This window comes from Klebsiella sp. KP20-425-1 (assembly GCF_025813515.1).
GTDB lineage: Bacteria > Pseudomonadota > Gammaproteobacteria > Enterobacterales > Enterobacteriaceae > Klebsiella > Klebsiella pneumoniae.
In genome coordinates this window covers 2,917,184-2,935,817 of the sequence record NZ_CP109614.1, presented here as the reverse complement: position 1 = coordinate 2,935,817, position 18,634 = coordinate 2,917,184, and the positions used below count along the sequence as shown (strand labels likewise).

Below are 18,634 nucleotides of genomic sequence, written 5' to 3'. Positions count from 1 at the left end.
GCGCGTCTTGCCGCGCCAGTTTTTCCTGCTCTCCTTCTCGCGCCACAGTAGAAAGTCTCACTTTTCTGGCAGTATGGCCGACTGATGCCAGGTTCTACCATCTGGTCGCGAAGCATCAGAAGATCTCATCCGCCGGGTTTTTATCATGATGCTCAACGTATTCGGCAACCATGCCATCCGGATGCCGAACCAGCATGTTCCAGCCGGTGGGCACGGCCTTCACCAGGTTGATAATCGTTGCCCCGGTGGAAGGCAGATGTTTCTCCCAGGCGGTAATGTCGTTTACCAGGAAAGTGGCCTCGGTGGCGCGAAACGGAGCCAGGCTTTGCTCGGTTCCGCCAATTAAAAGCACGGAACCCACCTGCGCCAGTTTGAGATCGTATTCGGGATAGTCGAAACGCAACCTTGCCTTCTGCGCGATGAGATTTTCGTAGAACGAAACGGTATCTTCAAAGCGGGCAATCAGCACGCATCGACGGATCAGGATATTGAGGACTTTCATTATATCTCCTTCGCCATTTTCTCAGAGATAGCGTAGCAGCACTGAGGTGGAATGTAAGGCTCAAGTAGCAGAAGAGCGTGACGTATAGTTGTGGCCTGCGTATAAGAAGATATCGGCAATGACCTTGTGCGCTGGATAAGAAAAGTTGCAGTTAAAAAATATTTATTTTGTAATGATGCTGTGGTGTGATTGCTGAGCATACGATTAGCGGGATGATTAAGAGGGGCTAGATGGAAAGTTTAATTTCTTCGATATGGAATTTTGATGGACTGATAAATAGCGCGTTAATTTTTGTTACTTTTGGTTTATTAGGAGTGTTTCTCTGGAAACGGGCAGGATCCGCATATTCTTTATTGAACCGGCTATGGGAGTTCTGCCTGGGAGGGAAAACGTTTCACGACGGTAAAATAAATGCATATTTCAATGAGAGAAATGATGTTGAACGTTTTAATGTTTTATTTAATGTTGGCGCAAAGAATAAAGAAGAGATTAAATCACTGATTAACTGGACGAAAAAGAAAAATATAGATATTCGTCATGTCACAGCCGCGAAAGGATGGTTTGAAATATCAACGCTTAAGGCAATAAAACCATTATTTATCGCTAGTGTTGGTGTATTTTTCTCTTGTGTGTTAACTATGCTGCTATTATCAAATTTTATGTTGCTGGCATTGAAGCCATCCGCACTAGTACGATTAGGCGACGACAAGTCATGGGTTTGGATTAATGATCATATTGCTGAGAGTTCGATCTGGACCAATAATTACCTTCCCCTGAACTGGACTGAGTGGAAGCTCGATAAAAAACAGTGTGAAAGTGAAGATTTCGATAAAACGGTTTTCTCAGAAAAAGCGGGGATAAGTGTGCGCTCGGTTGACAGGATTTGTGAGAACTTTTCAAGTGGTTCGTTGAGTGATACTATAAATAATATTATTAAAAATCAAAAACTGGCATGGGTTTTGGCTATTTACCCCTTCATCTTTACGATTATTTGCTTTTTTAGCTTGTTACGCAGAGGTGCTGCTTCTAAACTTTATAATGAAGTACATAACTCACAAAATTAATATTTATATAAATTCATTTCCGTCTGGCATTACTGTTTGCATCGATCGGAATTAAATGACAGGTCCGAGTACAGAAGCTGTCACCGGCCGCTACCGGTTGCCTGCTGCCTGCAGGCAACCTCAGCTACATTCGCAATGTATCAATGACCGCTCTCAGCGCGGGCGACACATTGCGGTGCGGGTAATAGAGATATGAACCTTCCAGACGCTGGCTATAACGCTGGAGCACCCGGATAAGTGTGCCCTGGGCTAGATCGTCGGTAATCAGCTCTTCCGGGACATAGGCCAGCCCCAGACCGAGCCTCGCCGCTTTGGCCTCCATATAGCTATCGGCGAAAGCCCACTGTCCCTGAGGCGGGTTGGTGATTTTTTTGCCATCCACATTAAGTTCCCAGGCGTAAAGGCTACCGTCGCCGAACTGATAAGCGATGCAGGGGTGGGCGACTAAATCGGCGGGCGTTTGTGGAAAGCCGTAGCGGCGAAAATGTTCCGGTGTACCCACCACCGCCATCTCCATATCGGGCGAAATGCGTACCGCAATCATGCCACTCCCGACTTCCGGGCCCAGACGCACGCCCGCATCGAATCGCTGCGCAATAATATCGACAAACCGGCTTTCGCTGATCAGTTCCAGTCTGATATCGGGATAGCGGTGTTTAAATACTGCCAGCTTCGGCAGCAGGACTTTATCAATGGCATGCTGGCTGGCATTGATGCGTACCGTACCGGAGGGCGTTTGACGATAGTGGGCCAGCGTGGCGAGTCCCATATCTAAGGCGTCGAAACCGGATTCGACGTTGTGATAGAGCTGCTCACCCGCCTGAGTGAGCGACAATCGGCGGGTGGTGCGCACCAGAAGCTGAACGCCCAGCCGCTCTTCAAGTTCACGAACCGCACGGCTTACACCGGACTGCGCCAGGCCAAGTCGTTGCGCTGCGGCGGTAAAACTGCCTTCCCGCACCACCTGCATAAACAGATAGAGGTCATTATAGTTTTCCCGTTTCGCCATTCTCCCGTCTCGTCATCCGCATGCCATTTAGAACAATATGGTATTAATCTTAGCATTTTTCGCCCCCTAATAAGAACCATTACTGCTGGCTACACTAAGCGAACGACAATAAAGCAAAGCTGCATTGTCTAATGGAGACTTGCATTGATCACCTTTATTTAGGGGAATTTTGATGACAGTTTTCACCAAAAAACTGACAGCCGCGATACCCGCCATGCTGCTTTGCGCCTCATTAACTGGAGTCACAACGATGAGCTCTGCTGAGACAACTAACCCGAATGCGCCTGTTTCACTGATTGAACAATGGGATAAAACGTTTGCTGAGAGTTTGAAAGTGGATCACCGTAAGGTGACCTTCCAGAACCGCTACGGGATAACCTTGGTTGGCGATCTCTACCTGCCGAAGGATCGCGGTGAACGCAAACTGGCAGCTATTGCCGTGAGCGGTCCCTTCGGCGCGGTAAAAGAGCAGTCCAGCGGCCTGTATGCCCAGACGCTGGCCGAACAGGGGTTTGTCACCCTGGCGTTTGACCCATCCTATACGGGCGAAAGCGGTGGCTACCCACGCAACGTGGCCTCACCGGATATCAATACCGAGGATTTTAGTGCCGCGGTGGACTTTCTGGGCCTGCAAAAAGAGGTGGATCGCAACCGTATCGGTTTGCTCGGCATTTGCGGCTGGGGCGGTATGGCCATGAACGACGCGGCGATGGACACCCGCGTCAAAGCGGTGGCGACCAGCGTCATGTATGACATGAGCCGCGCGATGGGGCATGGGGTAGGCGATGGCAAAGACCGCTACACGACAGCCGACCGCCGAGTGGTACTGCAGTACTTGAACGCGCAGCGCTGGAAGGATGCGGCAAACGGCACTTCCGCCCCCGGTGGGCATGACATATATGTTGATGATAAAGGCAACGTCAGCGCTGCCGATCGTATTTTGCCGGAAACCTTGCCCGCCAACCCCAATCCGGTCCTGAAAGAGTTCTTCGATTATTACCGTATGCGACGAGGTTTCCATGCGCGTTCGGTTAATTCAACCGGGGCATGGAATGCGACGATGCCGCTGTCGTTTATGAATATGCCGCTGCTGAGTTACGCCAGTGAAGTGACTATTCCGACGCTTATCGTGACCGGCGAAAAAGCCCATTCACGCTATTTTGCCGAAGATGCCTTTAAGGCCATCGGCAGTAAAGAGAAAGCGCTGGTGATTGTCCCAGGCGCAAACCACGTCGATCTCTATGACAACGTCGCGGGCAAAATTCCCTTTGCGACGTTCGCGCAATTTTTTAAAACCAACCTGAAATAGATCTCCTGTGCCGGAGACATCCCCAAAGCCGCCACGCGCCTGCGGGCGGCTTTGTCTTGTCGGAGAGAAATAATGTCTGCATTAGGTCACACCCGGGCACACTGGAGCGGCGTCCAGGCGATGACGCTCTGCGTATTTGTGCTCATTGCTTCAGAATTTATGCCGGTCAGTCTGTTGACACCCATCGCGGGTGATTTACACATTACCGAGGGATTAGCCGGTCAGGGCATTGCGCTTTCTGGCGCGCTGGCGGTACTGACCAGCCTGACGATATCCCGTCTTACCGGATCGCTGGACCGTAAATGGCTGCTGCTGGGGCTCACGGCGTTGATGGCAGCCTCTGGGGTGATTATTGCCCTGGCGTCCAGTTTCCCGGTTTATATGCTGGGCAGAGCGCTCATTGGGATCGTCATCGGCGGCTTCTGGTCGATGTCGGCGGCAACGGCCATTCGGCTGGTGCCGCAACGCCAGGTCCCCCGCACACTGGCCATCTTTAACGGCGGCAACGCGCTGGCCACCGTTGTGGCAGCGCCGCTGGGCAGCTACCTGGGGGCCACCGTCGGCTGGCGCGGCGCCTTTTTATGTCTTGTCCCGCTGGCGGTGCTGGCCTTCGTCTGGCAATGCATTAGCCTGCCGTCGATGAAAAGTCCGCGCGCACCACAGCGGCAGGGATCGGTGCTGCGTCTGTTCCGTCTTTCTACGCTATCCCTGGGATTGCTGGCCTGCGGACTGTTCTTTATGGGACAGTTTACCTTATTTACCTATGTGCGACCGTTTCTGGAGACGGTGACCCAGGTCAGTCCTTCTGGTCTGTCCCTGATATTGCTGACAATGGGTATCGCCGGTTTTATCGGCACGCTGCTTATTACGACCGTTCTGAATGCCCGATTTTATCCGACGCTGGTGGCTATCCCGTTGTTAATGGCCGCAATTGCCGGAACGCTTCTGCTGGCCGGACACCACACGGGATCGGTCGCCGTACTGTTAAGCCTGTGGGGCCTGCTGGCGACGGCGGCGCCCACCGGCTGGTGGACATGGATTGCGCGGACGCTGCCCGAGGATGCGGAGACGGGCGGCGGGCTGATGGTCGCCGTGATCCAGCTATCGATAGCCCTCGGGTCAACGGTAGGCGGCCTGGTGTTTGATAGTCTGGGATGGCACAGCACTTTTGCACTGAGCGGTCTGTTACTGCTGGGCGCGGCAGGGGTGACTTTTCTGCTCTCTGTCAAAATCAGATCATCTCAGCGCACTGCGATTAATGAATTGAATGCATAAGTCAAATCAGGAATGACAGGCTAATCGTGACCGCGTTCCTGTCTTACCATGGTGTTTTAACAAGAGGGGAGCTTCACCGTGGAATATTCAGTATTAAGTAACGCTCGCAAAATGCCGATGCTGGGTTTCGGCGTTTTCAAGGTGACCGATAAAGCGGAGTGTAAGCAGGCGGTGTTGAACGCCATTCGCACCGGTTATCGCCTCATCGATACCGCTGCCGTCTACGATAATGAAGATGCGGTGGGTGAGGCCGTGCGCGAAGCCATCGCCGAAGGTCTGTGTACCCGCGAGGCGCTGTTTATTACCTCCAAACTGTGGGTCCAGGACATGGCCAACACCGGGATGGCGAAAGCCGGGATTGCCGCGTCATTAAAAAAATCGGGCCTGGAATACTTTGATCTTTATTTGCTACATCAGGCGATGGGCGATTATTTCAGCGCCTGGCGTGCGCTGGAAGAGGCCTATGAGGCCGGTACCCTGAAAGCGATCGGCGTCTCCAATTTTTACCCCCATGTGTTAGCTAACTTCTGCGAAACTGTCAGAATTAAACCAATGGTGAACCAGGTTGAACTGCATCCTTATTTCGCGCAGCCCGCGGCGCTGGAAGCCATGAAGCATTATCACGTTCAGCCTGAAGCGTGGGCGCCGTTAGGCGGTGGCAGACATAATCCGTATCAAGATGCATTGCTGCAGGGGATCGCCGATGCGCACCAGAAAACCATTGCGCAGGTTGTTCTGCGCTGGAACGTGCAGCGTGGCGTCACGGTGATCCCTAAATCCACCCGCCAGGAGCGCATTGAAGAAAATTTTGCTATCTGGGATTTCGTATTAACAGATAACGAAATGGCGCAAATCAGCGCCCTGGATTTAGGCTATGTTGGCGAAGCGGTAAAACACTTCAACCCTGAGTTCGTTCGCGGATGTCTGGGGGTGAAAATCCACGACTGACCGCGGCACCGATTGGCTCCATCTTCATCTCCCCGCCTGCGCCGCGGCGACGGGCTCGGTATGCTGGTTAGCACCCACGTGTTTGCCGCGACGGTTGTCAATGCGGTAGTCGATCGTCACGGGCAGCTGACTGGTGACAGTTGATCCTCTGGCCGGTGACATGTCGGTTGGATGCTTCCGTCGCAGTGGCCTTTAAAGCGGCAGTCTCCCGGGAAATTTTCGCTGCCAATGACCGCGTGACGCTGCGCTTTATCGATGCGGGAGAGATCTTTCCTGCCGAACGCCTGGCGCTGGCGCGTAACGATGAGCACTTTGATGTCGATCCGTTAGCGGAAGGCGGCAGGGGCTTGCGGCTTATTCTGCGTGCGGTGGACTATTTTAATGTGGAAACTGGCGCCGGGGAGAACGTGACTACCCTGATAGAAGCGTTGCCTGATACCCGCCTAAGCCATGCCACCGATGATCGCTGCGGGTGAGGGAACAGATGTTGCCCCCGGGCGAATCACCGGGGAAATTTCCCCACCCGCGTTCACCGGCTTCATCATCTTATTGCTGTGCCTGGGCAGCGGAGTGCACGCCCAGGTGATGAGGACGGATGGTATCTAATGTCATCATGGCTGATTTGCAGAAAATGCATTTCGCACCAAAAGGGTTTTTTTCAGTGACGTCAAACTGGGACGTTCTGTACTGGGAGCCATGGCAGCATGGGCATCTAAAATGGATATGTTCGATCATAATGTAAACCTTGTATGGGTGATGTTCTGTTGAAAAGACAATGGTCGTTACAGGAAAATTAACGCGGCTGATTTTAGTTGGTGGTAAGCCGGGTTTTGGGTCAGATGGCGGTCTGTTTAAGGAGCCGACAAGGATCTGACAGGGCCTGTTTACAGAAAAAGCAAACTACTAACGGGACTGCTCAAAGGAAGGTGGTATCAGGGATAACGCCTGGAGATGAGAACACGTACTCAGATAATAACTTTTTGTCTGGTAAATCGACTCAACGATTAACGCACGTGCCGTGAATAATAGCAAACGTTATTTTAGCCTTCCGGATGCCTGCTGCGCCAGGGGAGGCTTCATCAGCGCCGTCACCCAGTCGATAAATACCTGTACCCGGGCAGAGAGCTGCCGATTACTGGGATAGAGCAGGGAGAGCGGCAACGGCGCAGGGCGAAAATCGGCCAGCACTTCCGTTAACGCGCCCGACGCCAGATCGGCCTCAAGGCGGGGCAAGGGGGCCTGATACAGGCCAAAGCCAAGCCTTGCCGCTTCGGCGCCGACGTCGGCATCGGAGGTCAGCAGCCGACAGGGCAAACTGACCTCGCTCTGGCGGCCATTCTGGGTAAAGATCAGCGGCAAGGTACGGTGCGCGCGCGATGAAACAAACCCGATCATCACGTGGCCCGTCAGTCCTTCAATCGTATGCGGGGTGCCGTACCGGGCGAGATAGGTCGGGCTGGCGCAGGTGATCTCCTGCAACCCGGCGAGCGGCCGGCAGATCATCTCGCTGTCGGGGAGATGGCCGCCGCGAATGACGCAGTCGACTCCCTCGCGAACCAGATCGACGTCACGCTCGCTTTCCCCGATCTGCAGCGTAATGTCCGGGTAGCGGGCGAGAAACTGCGGCAGTGCGGGCAGAAGCAGGGTCCGCGCCAGGTTGCCCGCCACGTCTACCCGAATGGTGCCGGAGATGCTCCCCCCGGCGCTGCGGTTGGCCTCCTCAAGGGCCGCCAGAATGGACACGCAGCGCTGATAATACAGCGAGCCTTCTGCCGTCGGCCGTACGTGCCGGGTGGTACGATGTAGCAGCCGCGCCCCGAGAATGACCTCCAACGCTTTAATAGCCGCGGTCGCTACTGGCCGGGAAACCCCCAGATCCGCGGCGGCGGCACTGAATGAGCCCCGTTCGACGATGCGCACAAACAAGGTCAGAGTATCCAGTTTATCCATGACATTGTTCCAGCAGGCAAAACTATCCTGTCGCCCAACGCGGTCTTATCGTCGGCATTCAGGGGCTTATAATCGCTCATGTTTTCAGCAGAGAGAAAAGGAGAAAACATGAACAATAGCGCAAAAATCGCCCTGGTGACAGGCGGCAGCCGCGGCCTGGGACGCGCGACCGTCGAAGCGCTGGCACAGCGCGGCGTAAATGTAGTACTGACCTACAAAACGCGTCTTGCCGAGGCGAACGAGGTGGTTACACGAGTTGAAGCACTGGGCGCCCGGGCGATCGCGTTGCCTTTCAGCGCCGGCGAAATCGACACCTTTGACGCATTTGTTAGCGCTTTTCAGGGCGCGCTGACGGAGCTGGGCGCCGATAAATTTGATTATCTGGTCAATAATGCCGGCAACGCCAGCGGCATGGGATTTCTTAACGCCACGGAAGCGGAATTCGATGCGCTGTATCGCATCCACGTGAAGAGCGTTTTCTTCCTCAGCCAAAAACTATTGCCGCTGCTGGCCGATGGCGGGCGAATAGTGAATGTCTCGTCCGGCCTCACCCGCATCGTGATGGCGAACCGGGCGCCCTATGCGATCATGAAATCCGCGGTGGAAACCCTGACTCGCTATATGGCGTTTGAGCTGGGCAGTCGCGGGATCACGGTGAACTGCGTGGCGCCCGGCGCCATCGCCACCGATTTCAGCGGCGGGGTGGTGCGGGATAACCCGCAGGTCGCTCAGGCGGTGGCGAATATGACGGCGCTGGGCCGACCTGGCCTGCCAGAGGATATCGGGCCGATGATCGCCTCGCTGTTATCCGATGATCATCGCTGGGTGAATGCCCAGCGAGTTGAAGTGTCCGGTGGAATGCGCATCTGAGCGAAGAAAACCGAGGCTGTTTTCATCCGTAGTCAATCGATATGTCAGTGGATGCCGATATAGCGCGACCCTGTGCAGAGATAAGGAAATAAAGATCTGCCGCATTGCTCGTTAAATATTAGTGATTGACCTTATTGCCTGAATGCGCAAGATTATTGTTGAATAAACAGTCAATATGCTAAATATATTTAATGCACGTATGAAAGGATTTAAGATATGGATTTTGAAAATGAATTGACCAGTAAGATCCTTGATCCCATTCACGGCACTATTCGTTTGACGACACTCGAGATTGCCTTTATCAATCACCCCCTGTTCCAGCGCTTACGCAACATTAAACAGAACTCTTTTTTATATAAGGTGTTTCCCTCTGCGGTGCACAGCCGCTTCGAACACTCTCTCGGGGTGCTGCATTTATCAAGTGAAATACTCAATAATTTACGCCTGAATGCGATACGGTATCAAAAGAAATATGATGATGGCCATGTGTTTGGTCATATCGATCAGATACCAAAACACAACATTCAGGAGTTGAGACTCGCTGCCCTGATGCATGACATCGGGCACGGGCCGGTATCCCACCAGTTTGAGAGTTTTATGCCTGGTAAGCACGAATTCTCCGATGTTCTCCCCATAGCCTACCATTCAATCATTGATGTATTAAGCGAGCCAGAACAGAAAGTTGAACATGAACAGCTTTCGCTGTTGTTCAGCCTGATGATTTATCATGATCTGAGAAAACAAGGTAAGGTCGATGACGAAATAAATATCGAAAATGTGTTAAAAATCATCGAAAAAAGATACGGTGACCAACAGATCATTGAGGAAATTAATGGAAAGGCAACAGATATCCTGCCGTTAATGACCTCGATCATCTCTTCCTGTCCGATCGATGCCGACCGGATGGATTACTTGCTCAGAGATGGCTATTTCTCCGGCGTCAAGTGTGGCATCTACGATTACAATCGCTTGTTTATGTCAATTGTCCCGGTCGAGGAACAGGGAAAATTGTACCTTGCTTACAAAGAGAGTGGGATTGATTCGATCGCTGAGTTTATTGGGGCGCGCTCCAGCCTTTTTTCGCAGGTATATTACCATAAAACAAACCGCGCCTTTGCGACGATGTTGAGCACATTATGTGAGATTATGCAAAGCAAGGATCCACAAAATGTCATTATCGCTGACGTTACCGACCGTATCGTTGACCATAGCGATGAAAGCTTCATCGACGCGCTGAAGGATTTTTATCTGGCGTGCAGTGATGATTATTTTTTGAATGACAAGGTTGGTGAATGGATAGATATCAGCGATACCGAGGCGGTTAATAAAAAAATACTTGATGACATTATTAACCGACACCCATGGTCGAAGGTCTATGAGGCCAAACACTCTGTGTATAAAGCTAACATCGCTGACAAGGAAAATAAGGCGTGGAAGAGTCAACTCACCGGGTTATTGACTTCTGTATTACAGCCTCATTTCAAACCACATGAATTTGCCGTTGATATTGTCTCCGACTGCGCCTTTAAAGACCTGGATAAAACCGAAGTTAAGCTTTTGGTGAAAGATCTTAAGAACCGCTACGAAATAAAACCGTTAATTGAATGTGGTGATAAGTTAAATCAGTATCAAATCATCAAATATTGCATTCGGGTATTTGTTGACCGCGATATCAAAGAACGCGTAACTCCTAAAATAATCTATAAAATCAATGACATAGTGGTCAAGCAGATCGCGTTGCTGAATTGATGATGCCCGTCAGGGCAGCGATAAATCTTTCAGGGGCTGGTTTTTTAACCGGCCCCTGAAGATAAGCGGTAAATCGTGGCGCATCCCCGCCATCGGTATAACATACAACAGCGCGTTTACCCGAGACTAAACACCGCGCTGAGGCATAGATTCCCGCAGGGGAGCGGGTGGCTCAACAAAAACACCGGCTCAGTATGGTTATTCCGCCAGCAGGGCGGCGAATTTCGCCAGCCACTGTGGATGAGCCGGCCAGGCGGGGGCGGTAACCAGGTTACCGTCCACATGCGCCTGGTCGATACCAATATCCGCATAGTGCCCGCCGCTCAAACGCACTTCCGGGGCGCAGGCGGGATAGGCGCTGCAGGTCCGTCCCTGCAGAATACCGGCGGCGGCCAGCAGCTGCGGGCCGTGGCAGACGGCGGCGATAGGTTTACGCGCGGCGTCGAATGCCTGTACCAGTTTAATAACCTCCTCGTTCAGGCGCAGATACTCCGGCGCCCGGCCGCCGGGGATCACTAGCGCATCGTAGTTCTCGGCCTTTACTGCGGCGAAGTCAGCGTTCAGCGTGAAGCGATGGCCCGGCTTTTCGCTATAAGTCTGGGCGCCGTCAAAGTCATGGATTGCGGTCATGACATAGTCGCCAGCGGCTTTATCCGGGCAGACGGCATCGACCTGGTGGCCAATCATCTGCAGTGCCTGAAAAGGAACCATCGTTTCGTAATCTTCGGCATAATCGCCGACCAGCATTAGGATTTTCTTGCTCATCTTTGTGTCTCGTTGTGGGCGAAAGGTGTCTTAGATATAGCCTGGCGACTTGCAGAATGCGAACCGTTCAGGATGCCGACGACGGTGTCGTGTGCGTCTTGTAACCGGGCTCATGTTTTTTTGCTAACGACAACTTTGTTCGACATCGCGCTGTGGCTCGTTATCCGCAAAAAATCGGTTTGTGGGGAGTAAGGGGAGCAGAAGAATATTGTTACCGTTTATATTTCGCGCCAGCACTATTAAGCGTCCGCCGCGAAGGGGCAATCGGATGGAAGCCAGATATTATCCCTCTGAGTAATTTATTGCGTTGTTACGCTAAATTTGCATAATGAGCGAATTATATTGCCCCGGTCGTCTCTATGGTTTCCTTTATTCATCCGCTTAATGTTTTAGCCCGCCTTATAGTATCCATTGCAAACATTCCTTTGGTGCATTATTTATTGAATTTATCATTGACTGTTGTTTCACATTTTAAATATTGATATTCATGGTGCTTTTATTTTCGTGGTGAAAGTAGGTGTTTATGAATAAATATAATTATTAGGTGGTTAAGTTGATCGGTAATCCATTTTTGCTTTATCATCGTCACGTTTCACATCAATATATCTTCAATAATTATTCCTTAAGGAAAGGAACTGCTATGGCTGATACGTTCCAGAATGAAGTCCCCAGGGCGCGCATTAATCTCAAATTATCTCTTCATACCGGCGGCGCGCAAAAGAAGGTCGAACTGCCGCTGAAGCTGCTTACCATTGGCGATTTTAGTCATGGGAAGGAAAACCGGCCTTTATCGGAAAGAGAAAAAATCAACGTCAATAAAAATAATTTTAACAGCGTACTTTCGGAATTTAGCCCGGAAGTTAACCTCTCGGTGCCGAATACGCTGGCCGGCAATGGCGAAGAGGAGAACGTCAGACTGCGTTTTACCGACATCAAAGATTTTGAACCGGAGCAGGTTGCCCGGCAAATTCCGCAACTCCGTGCCATGCTGGCGATGCGTAATTTATTACGCGATCTCAAATCCAATCTGCTTGATAACGCCACTTTCAGAAAAGAGCTTGAGGCAATCCTGAAAGATCCGGCGCTGTCCCAGGAATTACGCGACGAAATGAGTGCGCTTGCCCCGAAATAAGTGCGGGGCAAGTCTGTTAATGGATTAACCGGGAAAATGCTAATGTCTGTTACCACAGAAAACGCCCCTGTTCAGGGGCAAACCACGCTGCAGGAAAACAGCGCGGGCGAGGGCGTTTACGCCTCGCTGTTTGAAAAAATTAATCTCGCCCCGGCGTCTCGCCTCGGGGATATCAACGACTTTCTGGACGATGCCGCGCTCTCCGAGGCGCCGGCGGCGGAACGTCTCACCGCGGCGATGCAGGTGTTTATGGAACGCATCCGTCAGTCCGGCCAGCGGGTGGAAAAGCTCGACAAAACGCTGATCGACCACCATATCGCCGAGCTGGATTTCCAGATAAGCCGTCAGCTGGACGCGGTGATGCACCATCAGGAGTTTCAGCAGGTCGAATCCCTGTGGCGCGGCCTCAAACAGCTGGTGGACAACACCGACTATCGGCAGAACGTCAAAACGGAGATCCTCGACGTCGCCAAAGACGATCTGCGCCAGGACTTTGAGGACGCGCCGGAGCTTATCCAGAGCGGCCTCTACTGGCACACCTATACCGCGGAGTATGACACTCCCGGCGGCGAGCCGATCGGCTCGGTGATCTCGGCCTATGAGTTCGACGCCAGCCCGCAGGATGTGGCGCTGCTGCGCAATATCTCCCGCGTCTCTGCGGCCGCCCATATGCCGTTTATCGGCGCAGTCGGCCCGGCCTTCTTCCTGAAAGAGACCATGGAAGAGGTGGCTGCCATTAAGGATATCGGCAACTACTTCGATCGTGCGGAATATATCCGCTGGAAGGCGTTTCGCGAAACCGACGATGCCCGCTACATCGGTCTGGTGATGCCGCGCGTGCTGGGTCGTCTGCCGTACGGTCCGGACACCGTGCCGGTGCGCAGCTTCAACTATGTCGAGCAGGTGAAAGGTCCGGACCACGAAAAGTATCTCTGGACCAGCGCGGCGTTCTCCTTCGCTTCCAATATGGTGAAGAGCTTTGTCAATAACGGCTGGTGCGTGCAAATTCGCGGTCCGCAGGCCGGCGGCGCGGTGAAAGATCTGCCCATCCATCTGTACGATCTGGGCACCGGCAACCAGGTGAAAATTCCTTCCGAGGTGATGATCCCGGAAACGCGGGAGTTTGAGTTCGCCAGCCTGGGCTTTATCCCGCTGTCGTACTACAAAAATCGCGATTACGCCTGCTTCTTCTCGGCCAACTCCGCGCAGAAACCGGCGCTGTACGATACCGCCGACGCCACCGCCAACAGCCGTATCAACGCGCGTCTGCCTTATATCTTCCTGCTGTCGCGCATCGCGCACTACCTGAAGATGATCCAGCGCGAGAATATCGGCACCACCAAGGACCGGCGGCTGCTGGAGCTGGAGCTGAACACCTGGGTGCGGAGCCTGGTGACAGAAATGACCGACCCCGGCGACGAGCTGCAGGCCTCCCATCCGCTGCGCGATGCCAGCGTGGTGGTGGAAGATATCGAGGATAACCCGGGCTTCTTCCGCGTGAAGCTGTACGCGGTGCCGCACTTCCAGGTCGAGGGGATGGACGTCAATCTGTCGCTGGTTAGCCAGATGCCAAAGGCGAAGGCGTAGGTTCGGACGATGATGAAAACGGAACGTCCGTTGTGGGGCCGGGGCATTATGGTGTCGCCTCAGCATTTTCAACAGCAGGCTGCGTATGCAGCCTGGACTGCGGAAGTGATTGCCCGGATGGGTCTTAACCACCCCTGGGGAGTGGTTGAGGCGACCTTCGAACCAGAGATGCTCAAACTGGGCCGCCTGCAGGCTCACAGGCTGCAGGTCCGGTTCCAGGATGGCACGATGATTGATACGGACAATGCCGATGCGCTGCCGTCCGCGCTGTCGCTGGACGGCGCATCCGGCGAGGCGGTGATCGTGCTGGCGCTGCCCCTGATGCAGGCGAATGGCGGCAACTGTCTGAAGCCGGAGAAGGTGGCCGAAAGGCCGGCGCGCTTCCGGCAGCGCTGGCGCGATGTCCGTAACCAGTTTGGGGATGATACCCGGCAGATTGCCGTCATACAGCCGGAGCTGACCCTCCGCTTCGCCCACCAGGACAACAGCGATTACCTGACCTGTCCGCTTGTTCGCCTGCAGCGGGACTCGCAGGGGGCCTGGCTTATCGACGAGACGTTTCTCCCGCCGCTGCTGCAGATCCAGGGCAGCCGCTGGCTGGCGACGCAGCTTGAACAGCTGCTCATCCAGCTCCGGGCTCGTCTGACGCGCCTGATGGCCATGCGTCGCGAAAGCAATGAACGGATGGCTGATTTTGCCGTAGCCGATGTCTCTCTGTTCTGGTTGCTGAATGCGCTGAACAGCGCCGAACCGGTGCTGGGGTACTTTCTGCGTTACCGGCAAAGCCCGCCGGAACGCCTCTACCCGGAGCTGGCGCGCCTGGCTGGTAGCCTGCTGACCTTTTCGCTCACCCATCAGGCGAATGCCGTCCCGATCTATCAGCATGACCAGCTGAACGCGGTTTTTCCGCCGCTGTTTGATTTACTGAGCGACCTGCTGGAGGCGAGCCTGCCATCGCGGGTGGTGGCGATTGCGCTGGAGCATGATGCCCGGCTGCACTTCTGGCAGGCGCGTCTGCACGATGCCCGGCTGCGGGAAGGGGCTGATTACTACCTGTCGGTTCGTTCGTCGGTACCGGTCGCCCAACTGCAGGAGCAGTTTCCGCGACAGTGCAAAGTGGGCAGTCCGGATCATGTCAAAGCCATCGTCAACTCCTCGCGGACAGGGGTGCCCCTCACGCCATTGCGTCATGTGCCGGCGGCGATCCCGCTGCGTCTGGAAAATCAGTATTTCAGCCTCGATGTGTCCCACCCTCTGGCGACGGAAATGCTGCAGAGCGGCACCTGTATGTTTTACGTCCCGGGGATGCTCGGTGAGCCTGAACTTGAACTTTTTGCGGTACTACGAACGTGAATGAGCCTAAACGCGGCAACGCCGCGTCCATTGATATTGATGCGCTGCTGCAGAACACCTGGCTGCAGGTTATCAGCCTGCGCCACGGCCCGCAGTTCCGCGATGAGGAAGGGTACACGCTATGGCAGCGCTGTATCGCTGATGTCGAGCGCGTGCAACATGAGCTGAAGGCGAGCGGGCTTGATGACGCCAGCTGTCAGCATATTCTCACCGCCCAGTGCGCGCTGCTCGATGAAGCCGTGAAAGGTCGCGGCGTGGAGGATGAGGCCTGCCTGCAGTGGTATGACATTCCGCTGCAGGGGCACTTCCTCGGCACCATGGACGCCGGCGACACCCTGTGCGAGCGGATGCGTGATGTGTTGCGTGAACCGGCGCCCAACCTGGCCGTGGTCACCTGTTTTCAGCGGGTGATGCTGCTGGGTTTTATTGGCAGCTTTCGCTCCCTCCACGACCCCGAGCGCCTGAAGCTGGTCAACGCGCTCGGTGAGCGTGTTCCTCCTTTTCAGTGCCCGGCTACCGCTCCCGTACTGGTAGAGAGTCGCGCCGGTCTGGGGATAAGCGGCTGGCTGGCCCCATGGCCGGTACGTATTGGCCTGAGCGTGGTAGTGGTACTCGCCCTGTGGTGGGGGCTCAACCACTGGCTCGATCACCTGCTGCTGACCTTGTTACCGGGGGAGGTGAAATGAGCCCCGCGCAGCAGCGTGGGCTGGCGCTGTGGGCCAGTCTGCTGAGTGCGCTGGTGTGCCTGCTATTTTTGCCGGTTCCCCGCTGGGGGGCGTGGCTCATTCTGCTGGTCACGCTGGCCCTGATCATCGGGATCTGGCGCATCGCCAGTCGTCGTACCGGACGTAACGTCGCATCAACCCTGGCCCCTCTCCCGGAGGGCGCTTATCGCCAGCCGGTGGTCCTCGTTTGCGGCGACCTGCCGTGTGTCTGGCCGCCAGCGTCACCGGTGCGAGTGGTCAAACAGGGCTGCTGGATCCGCGTGGAAAAGACGGAGGAGCTGCAGCAGGTCGCGCGCCAGGTATTGAGCCAGCGGCCGGAATGGGGGCCTCAGCTGTCGGTGCTGCTCTGCGTCTGCCCGCAGCGGCATGCGCAAAGCGATGCGCTGACCAGCGCTCTGCTGGCCCTGCGCTGGCAACTCAGCCAGCTGCGCCAGCAGACGGGGTATGCCGTACCGCTGGCGCTGCAGGGGCAGGTGGGCAGCGCGATGAGTCGCGACCTGTTGTGGCAGGCGGCGATACCGGGTGAAGCGGTGAAAGTCTGGCAGCCCTCCTGCGCCCCCTGTTCCGTACCGGCCTGGGTACGCGCCGGCGGGGCGGCCGCGCTGGAGCAGCAGGTGCTGATGAACAGCCTGATGGGCTGGTCTGAACAGTACGTCCATGCCGTGTTGACGGAAGAGAATACCGACCTGCCACCTCTGACCCCTGCGGCCGTGCTGTGGGGCCTCGGGCCCTCGCTGCCTGGAAGTCTGGCATCGTCGGCCTGGACGACGTGGTTATCCCGACATAGCGGCCTGTCGCGGGTAGCTGGCTGGCAGCCAGATGAGAGCGACACCGGGGACGCTTCAGCTTTGCCGGAATTCATCCTGCCGCAGTTACCGGCGGGACGGGGACTCACGCCACGAGGCAGGGCCTGGCGCGCGGCGCTCGCGGTTTTCACCCTCGCGGCTGTCGCCGCGCTGCTCAGCAGTGGCTGGAATAATCGACAACTGCTGCAGCGCGTGGGCGTCGATATTGCCCGTTATGAGCGGATTGCGATGGATGATTATCGACCAAAAGCCAGCGCTGTCAGGGTGCTGCGTGAAGATGCCGCGCTGCTTGATAGCTGGGCGCGTAACGGCGTCCCGCTGCGCCTGAGTCTGGGCTTGTATCACGGGGAGCAGATTCGCCTGCCGTTGCTGGAGGCGATTCGCGGTTACGTGCCGCCTCCGCCGCCGCCCAGGCCGGTGCAGCGCGTCGCGCCGGATGTCATCCGCCTTGACAGCATGTCGCTATTCGATACCGGGAAATGGGTACTGAAGCCTGGTTCGACAAAGCGGCTGGTCAGCTCGCTGATGGACATTAAGGCCAGGCCCGGGTGGCTGATCGTGGTGGCGGGTCACACCGACAGCGTGGGTGAGGAAAAAGCCAACCAGCTATTGTCGCTGAAACGTGCGGAATCGGTCCGCGACTGGATGCGCGATACCGGCGACGTGCCGGACAGCTGCTTTGCCGTTCAGGGCTATGGCGAAAGCCGACCAATTGCAACAAACGATACGCCGGAAGGCCGTGCGCTGAACCGTCGTGTCGAAATCAGTCTGGTGCCGCAGGTAGACGCCTGCCGGTTACCGGACCAACCCTCTGCGTCATCCCAGGATGATGGCGCTTCACTACACAATGGAGAGTAATTCCATGGCAATTCCTGTTTATCTTTGGCTGAAAGACGACGGCGGCGCGGACATTAAAGGGTCTGTCGACGTTCAGGATCGTGAAGGCAGTATCGAAGTGGTGGCTCAGGAGCATAACCTGTACATCCCGACCGATAACAACACCGGCAAACTGACCGGCACGCGTATTCATACGCCGTTCCTGTTCACCAAGGAGATCGACTCCTCCAGCCCCTACCTGTACAAGGCAGTGACCACCGGCCAGACCCTGAAATCCGCTGAGTTCAAGTGGTACCGAATCAACGATGCCGGCCAGGAAGTGGAGTATTTCAATACCAAACTTGAGAACGTCAAGGTGGTGAAAGTGAATCCCCTGATGCACGACATCAAAAACCCCGCCTACGAGAAGCACAACCATCTGGAACAGATTGAGCTGCGCTACGAGAAGATCACCTGGACCTATAAAGACGGCAACATCATTCACTCCGATAGCTGGAACGAACGCGCCACCGCGTAATTGCCCGTCATATTTCGCGCCGCTGGCGCGCAGGCGACGTTCGCTCATCCCGGCCGCATCGTTATCTCTGCGGCCGGGGATTATTGCTGGCGATCGCCTGATGCGGGCAGCCTTTCTCTGCCCGCCGTTTTTTGCTGAGCGCCTGAGATACGGGTTCTCAGCAAAGAAAAACACAATCTGTCTGCCTGACCTTGTGCGCTTGGGGTTCCTGTTCGGGAACAGCGACGGGCGGTAGC

18 protein-coding genes and 1 pseudogene are annotated in these 18,634 nt (G+C 55.0%); 13 read left to right on the top strand and 6 right to left on the bottom strand.

Translation table 11 applies throughout. The features are described 5' to 3' along the window. Positions 1-115 precede the first annotated feature (115 nt). Positions 116-502 (bottom strand): hypothetical protein, encoded by a 387-nt coding sequence (locus tag OHJ17_RS14445; RefSeq protein WP_004190575.1) that lies wholly within the window; start codon positions 500-502, stop codon positions 116-118. A gap of 230 nt (positions 503-732) precedes the next feature. Here OHJ17_RS14445 and OHJ17_RS14440 point away from each other — a divergent pair, with 230 nt between their 5' ends. After that, complete coding sequence (locus OHJ17_RS14440) at positions 733-1,566, top strand: DUF6216 family protein (RefSeq protein WP_032432938.1); 834 nt, start codon at positions 733-735, stop codon at positions 1,564-1,566. Positions 1,567-1,690: 124 nt separating this feature from the next. On the opposite strand, the gene OHJ17_RS14435 is transcribed toward OHJ17_RS14440, so the two are convergent. After that, positions 1,691-2,575 (bottom strand): LysR family transcriptional regulator, encoded by an 885-nt coding sequence (locus OHJ17_RS14435; protein WP_032432941.1) that lies wholly within the window; start codon positions 2,573-2,575, stop codon positions 1,691-1,693. 172 nt (positions 2,576-2,747) lie between these two features. On the opposite strand from OHJ17_RS14435, the gene OHJ17_RS14430 reads away from it, so the two are divergent. The 3 genes from OHJ17_RS14430 to OHJ17_RS14420 all read left to right on the top strand — a co-directional run bounded on the left by OHJ17_RS14430 (position 2,748) and on the right by OHJ17_RS14420 (position 6,107). Beyond that, on the top strand, positions 2,748-3,884 hold the full coding sequence (locus tag OHJ17_RS14430; RefSeq protein WP_250950013.1) for an alpha/beta hydrolase: 1,137 nt from the start codon (positions 2,748-2,750) through the stop codon (positions 3,882-3,884). A gap of 72 nt (positions 3,885-3,956) precedes the next feature. Further along, positions 3,957-5,159, top strand: a complete 1,203-nt coding sequence (locus OHJ17_RS14425; RefSeq protein WP_045326769.1) for an MFS transporter — start codon at positions 3,957-3,959, stop codon at positions 5,157-5,159. 78 nt (positions 5,160-5,237) lie between these two features. Continuing rightward, positions 5,238-6,107: an aldo/keto reductase gene (locus OHJ17_RS14420; RefSeq protein ID WP_009309077.1), complete on the top strand. Its 870-nt coding sequence runs from the start codon at positions 5,238-5,240 to the stop codon at positions 6,105-6,107. Positions 6,108-6,131: 24 nt separating this feature from the next. Here OHJ17_RS14420 and OHJ17_RS14415 read toward each other — a convergent pair whose 3' ends face one another. Beyond that, positions 6,132-6,269: a glycosyl hydrolase family 2 gene (locus OHJ17_RS14415; RefSeq protein WP_004218009.1), complete on the bottom strand. Its 138-nt coding sequence runs from the start codon at positions 6,267-6,269 to the stop codon at positions 6,132-6,134. A 50-nt stretch (positions 6,270-6,319) separates the two neighbouring features. Here OHJ17_RS14415 and OHJ17_RS14410 point away from each other — a divergent pair. After that, positions 6,320-6,583, top strand: a pseudogene (locus tag OHJ17_RS14410) (ATP-binding protein); the annotation flags it as partial. Positions 6,584-6,653: 70 nt separating this feature from the next. On the opposite strand, the gene OHJ17_RS14405 reads toward OHJ17_RS14410, so the two are convergent. Continuing rightward, the gene (locus OHJ17_RS14405; RefSeq protein WP_004176439.1) at positions 6,654-6,842 is read right to left on the bottom strand and encodes a cold shock small protein YmcF; all 189 of its coding nucleotides are present in this window, start codon (positions 6,840-6,842) and stop codon (positions 6,654-6,656) included. A 300-nt stretch (positions 6,843-7,142) separates the two neighbouring features. After that, on the bottom strand, positions 7,143-8,057 hold the full coding sequence (locus OHJ17_RS14400; protein WP_032432945.1) for a LysR family transcriptional regulator: 915 nt from the start codon (positions 8,055-8,057) through the stop codon (positions 7,143-7,145). 108 nt (positions 8,058-8,165) lie between these two features. On the opposite strand from OHJ17_RS14400, the gene OHJ17_RS14395 reads away from it, so the two are divergent. Together OHJ17_RS14395 and OHJ17_RS14390 are read left to right on the top strand one after the other, a co-directional pair. Next, the gene (locus OHJ17_RS14395; RefSeq protein ID WP_032432946.1) at positions 8,166-8,927 is read left to right on the top strand and encodes an SDR family NAD(P)-dependent oxidoreductase; all 762 of its coding nucleotides are present in this window, start codon (positions 8,166-8,168) and stop codon (positions 8,925-8,927) included. A 216-nt stretch (positions 8,928-9,143) separates the two neighbouring features. Continuing rightward, on the top strand, positions 9,144-10,676 hold the full coding sequence (locus OHJ17_RS14390; protein ID WP_032432947.1) for an HD domain-containing protein: 1,533 nt from the start codon (positions 9,144-9,146) through the stop codon (positions 10,674-10,676). 198 nt (positions 10,677-10,874) lie between these two features. Here the strand turns inward: OHJ17_RS14390 and OHJ17_RS14385 are convergent, their stop codons facing one another. After that, entirely contained in the window at positions 10,875-11,441 is a 567-nt protein-coding gene (locus OHJ17_RS14385; RefSeq protein WP_004190556.1) for a DJ-1/PfpI family protein, read from the bottom strand. Between the two features lie 640 nt (positions 11,442-12,081). On the opposite strand from OHJ17_RS14385, the gene tssB reads away from it, so the two are divergent. Genes tssB through hcp form a run of 6 tightly spaced genes read left to right on the top strand, consistent with a single transcriptional unit; the run spans position 12,082 to position 18,398 of the window. Further along, positions 12,082-12,573 (top strand): type VI secretion system contractile sheath small subunit, encoded by a 492-nt coding sequence (gene tssB / locus OHJ17_RS14380; protein WP_004176434.1) that lies wholly within the window; start codon positions 12,082-12,084, stop codon positions 12,571-12,573. 42 nt (positions 12,574-12,615) lie between these two features. Further along, a complete protein-coding gene (gene tssC / locus OHJ17_RS14375; protein WP_032421271.1) occupies positions 12,616-14,160 on the top strand; it encodes a type VI secretion system contractile sheath large subunit in 1,545 nt (514 codons plus the stop codon). A gap of 9 nt (positions 14,161-14,169) precedes the next feature. Beyond that, positions 14,170-15,513: a type VI secretion system baseplate subunit TssK gene (gene tssK, locus OHJ17_RS14370; protein ID WP_250950012.1), complete on the top strand. Its 1,344-nt coding sequence runs from the start codon at positions 14,170-14,172 to the stop codon at positions 15,511-15,513. Then, positions 15,510-16,199 (top strand): type VI secretion system protein TssL, short form, encoded by a 690-nt coding sequence (gene tssL, locus OHJ17_RS14365; RefSeq protein ID WP_004176431.1) that lies wholly within the window; start codon positions 15,510-15,512, stop codon positions 16,197-16,199. The genes tssK and tssL overlap by 4 nt, the downstream gene beginning before the upstream one ends. Beyond that, a complete protein-coding gene (locus tag OHJ17_RS14360; RefSeq protein ID WP_032432949.1) occupies positions 16,196-17,902 on the top strand; it encodes an OmpA family protein in 1,707 nt (568 codons plus the stop codon). The genes tssL and OHJ17_RS14360 overlap by 4 nt, the downstream gene beginning before the upstream one ends. 4 nt (positions 17,903-17,906) lie before the next feature. Continuing rightward, entirely contained in the window at positions 17,907-18,398 is a 492-nt protein-coding gene (gene hcp / locus OHJ17_RS14355; RefSeq protein WP_002902160.1) for a type VI secretion system effector Hcp, read from the top strand. The last annotated feature ends 236 nt before the right edge of the window (positions 18,399-18,634 follow it).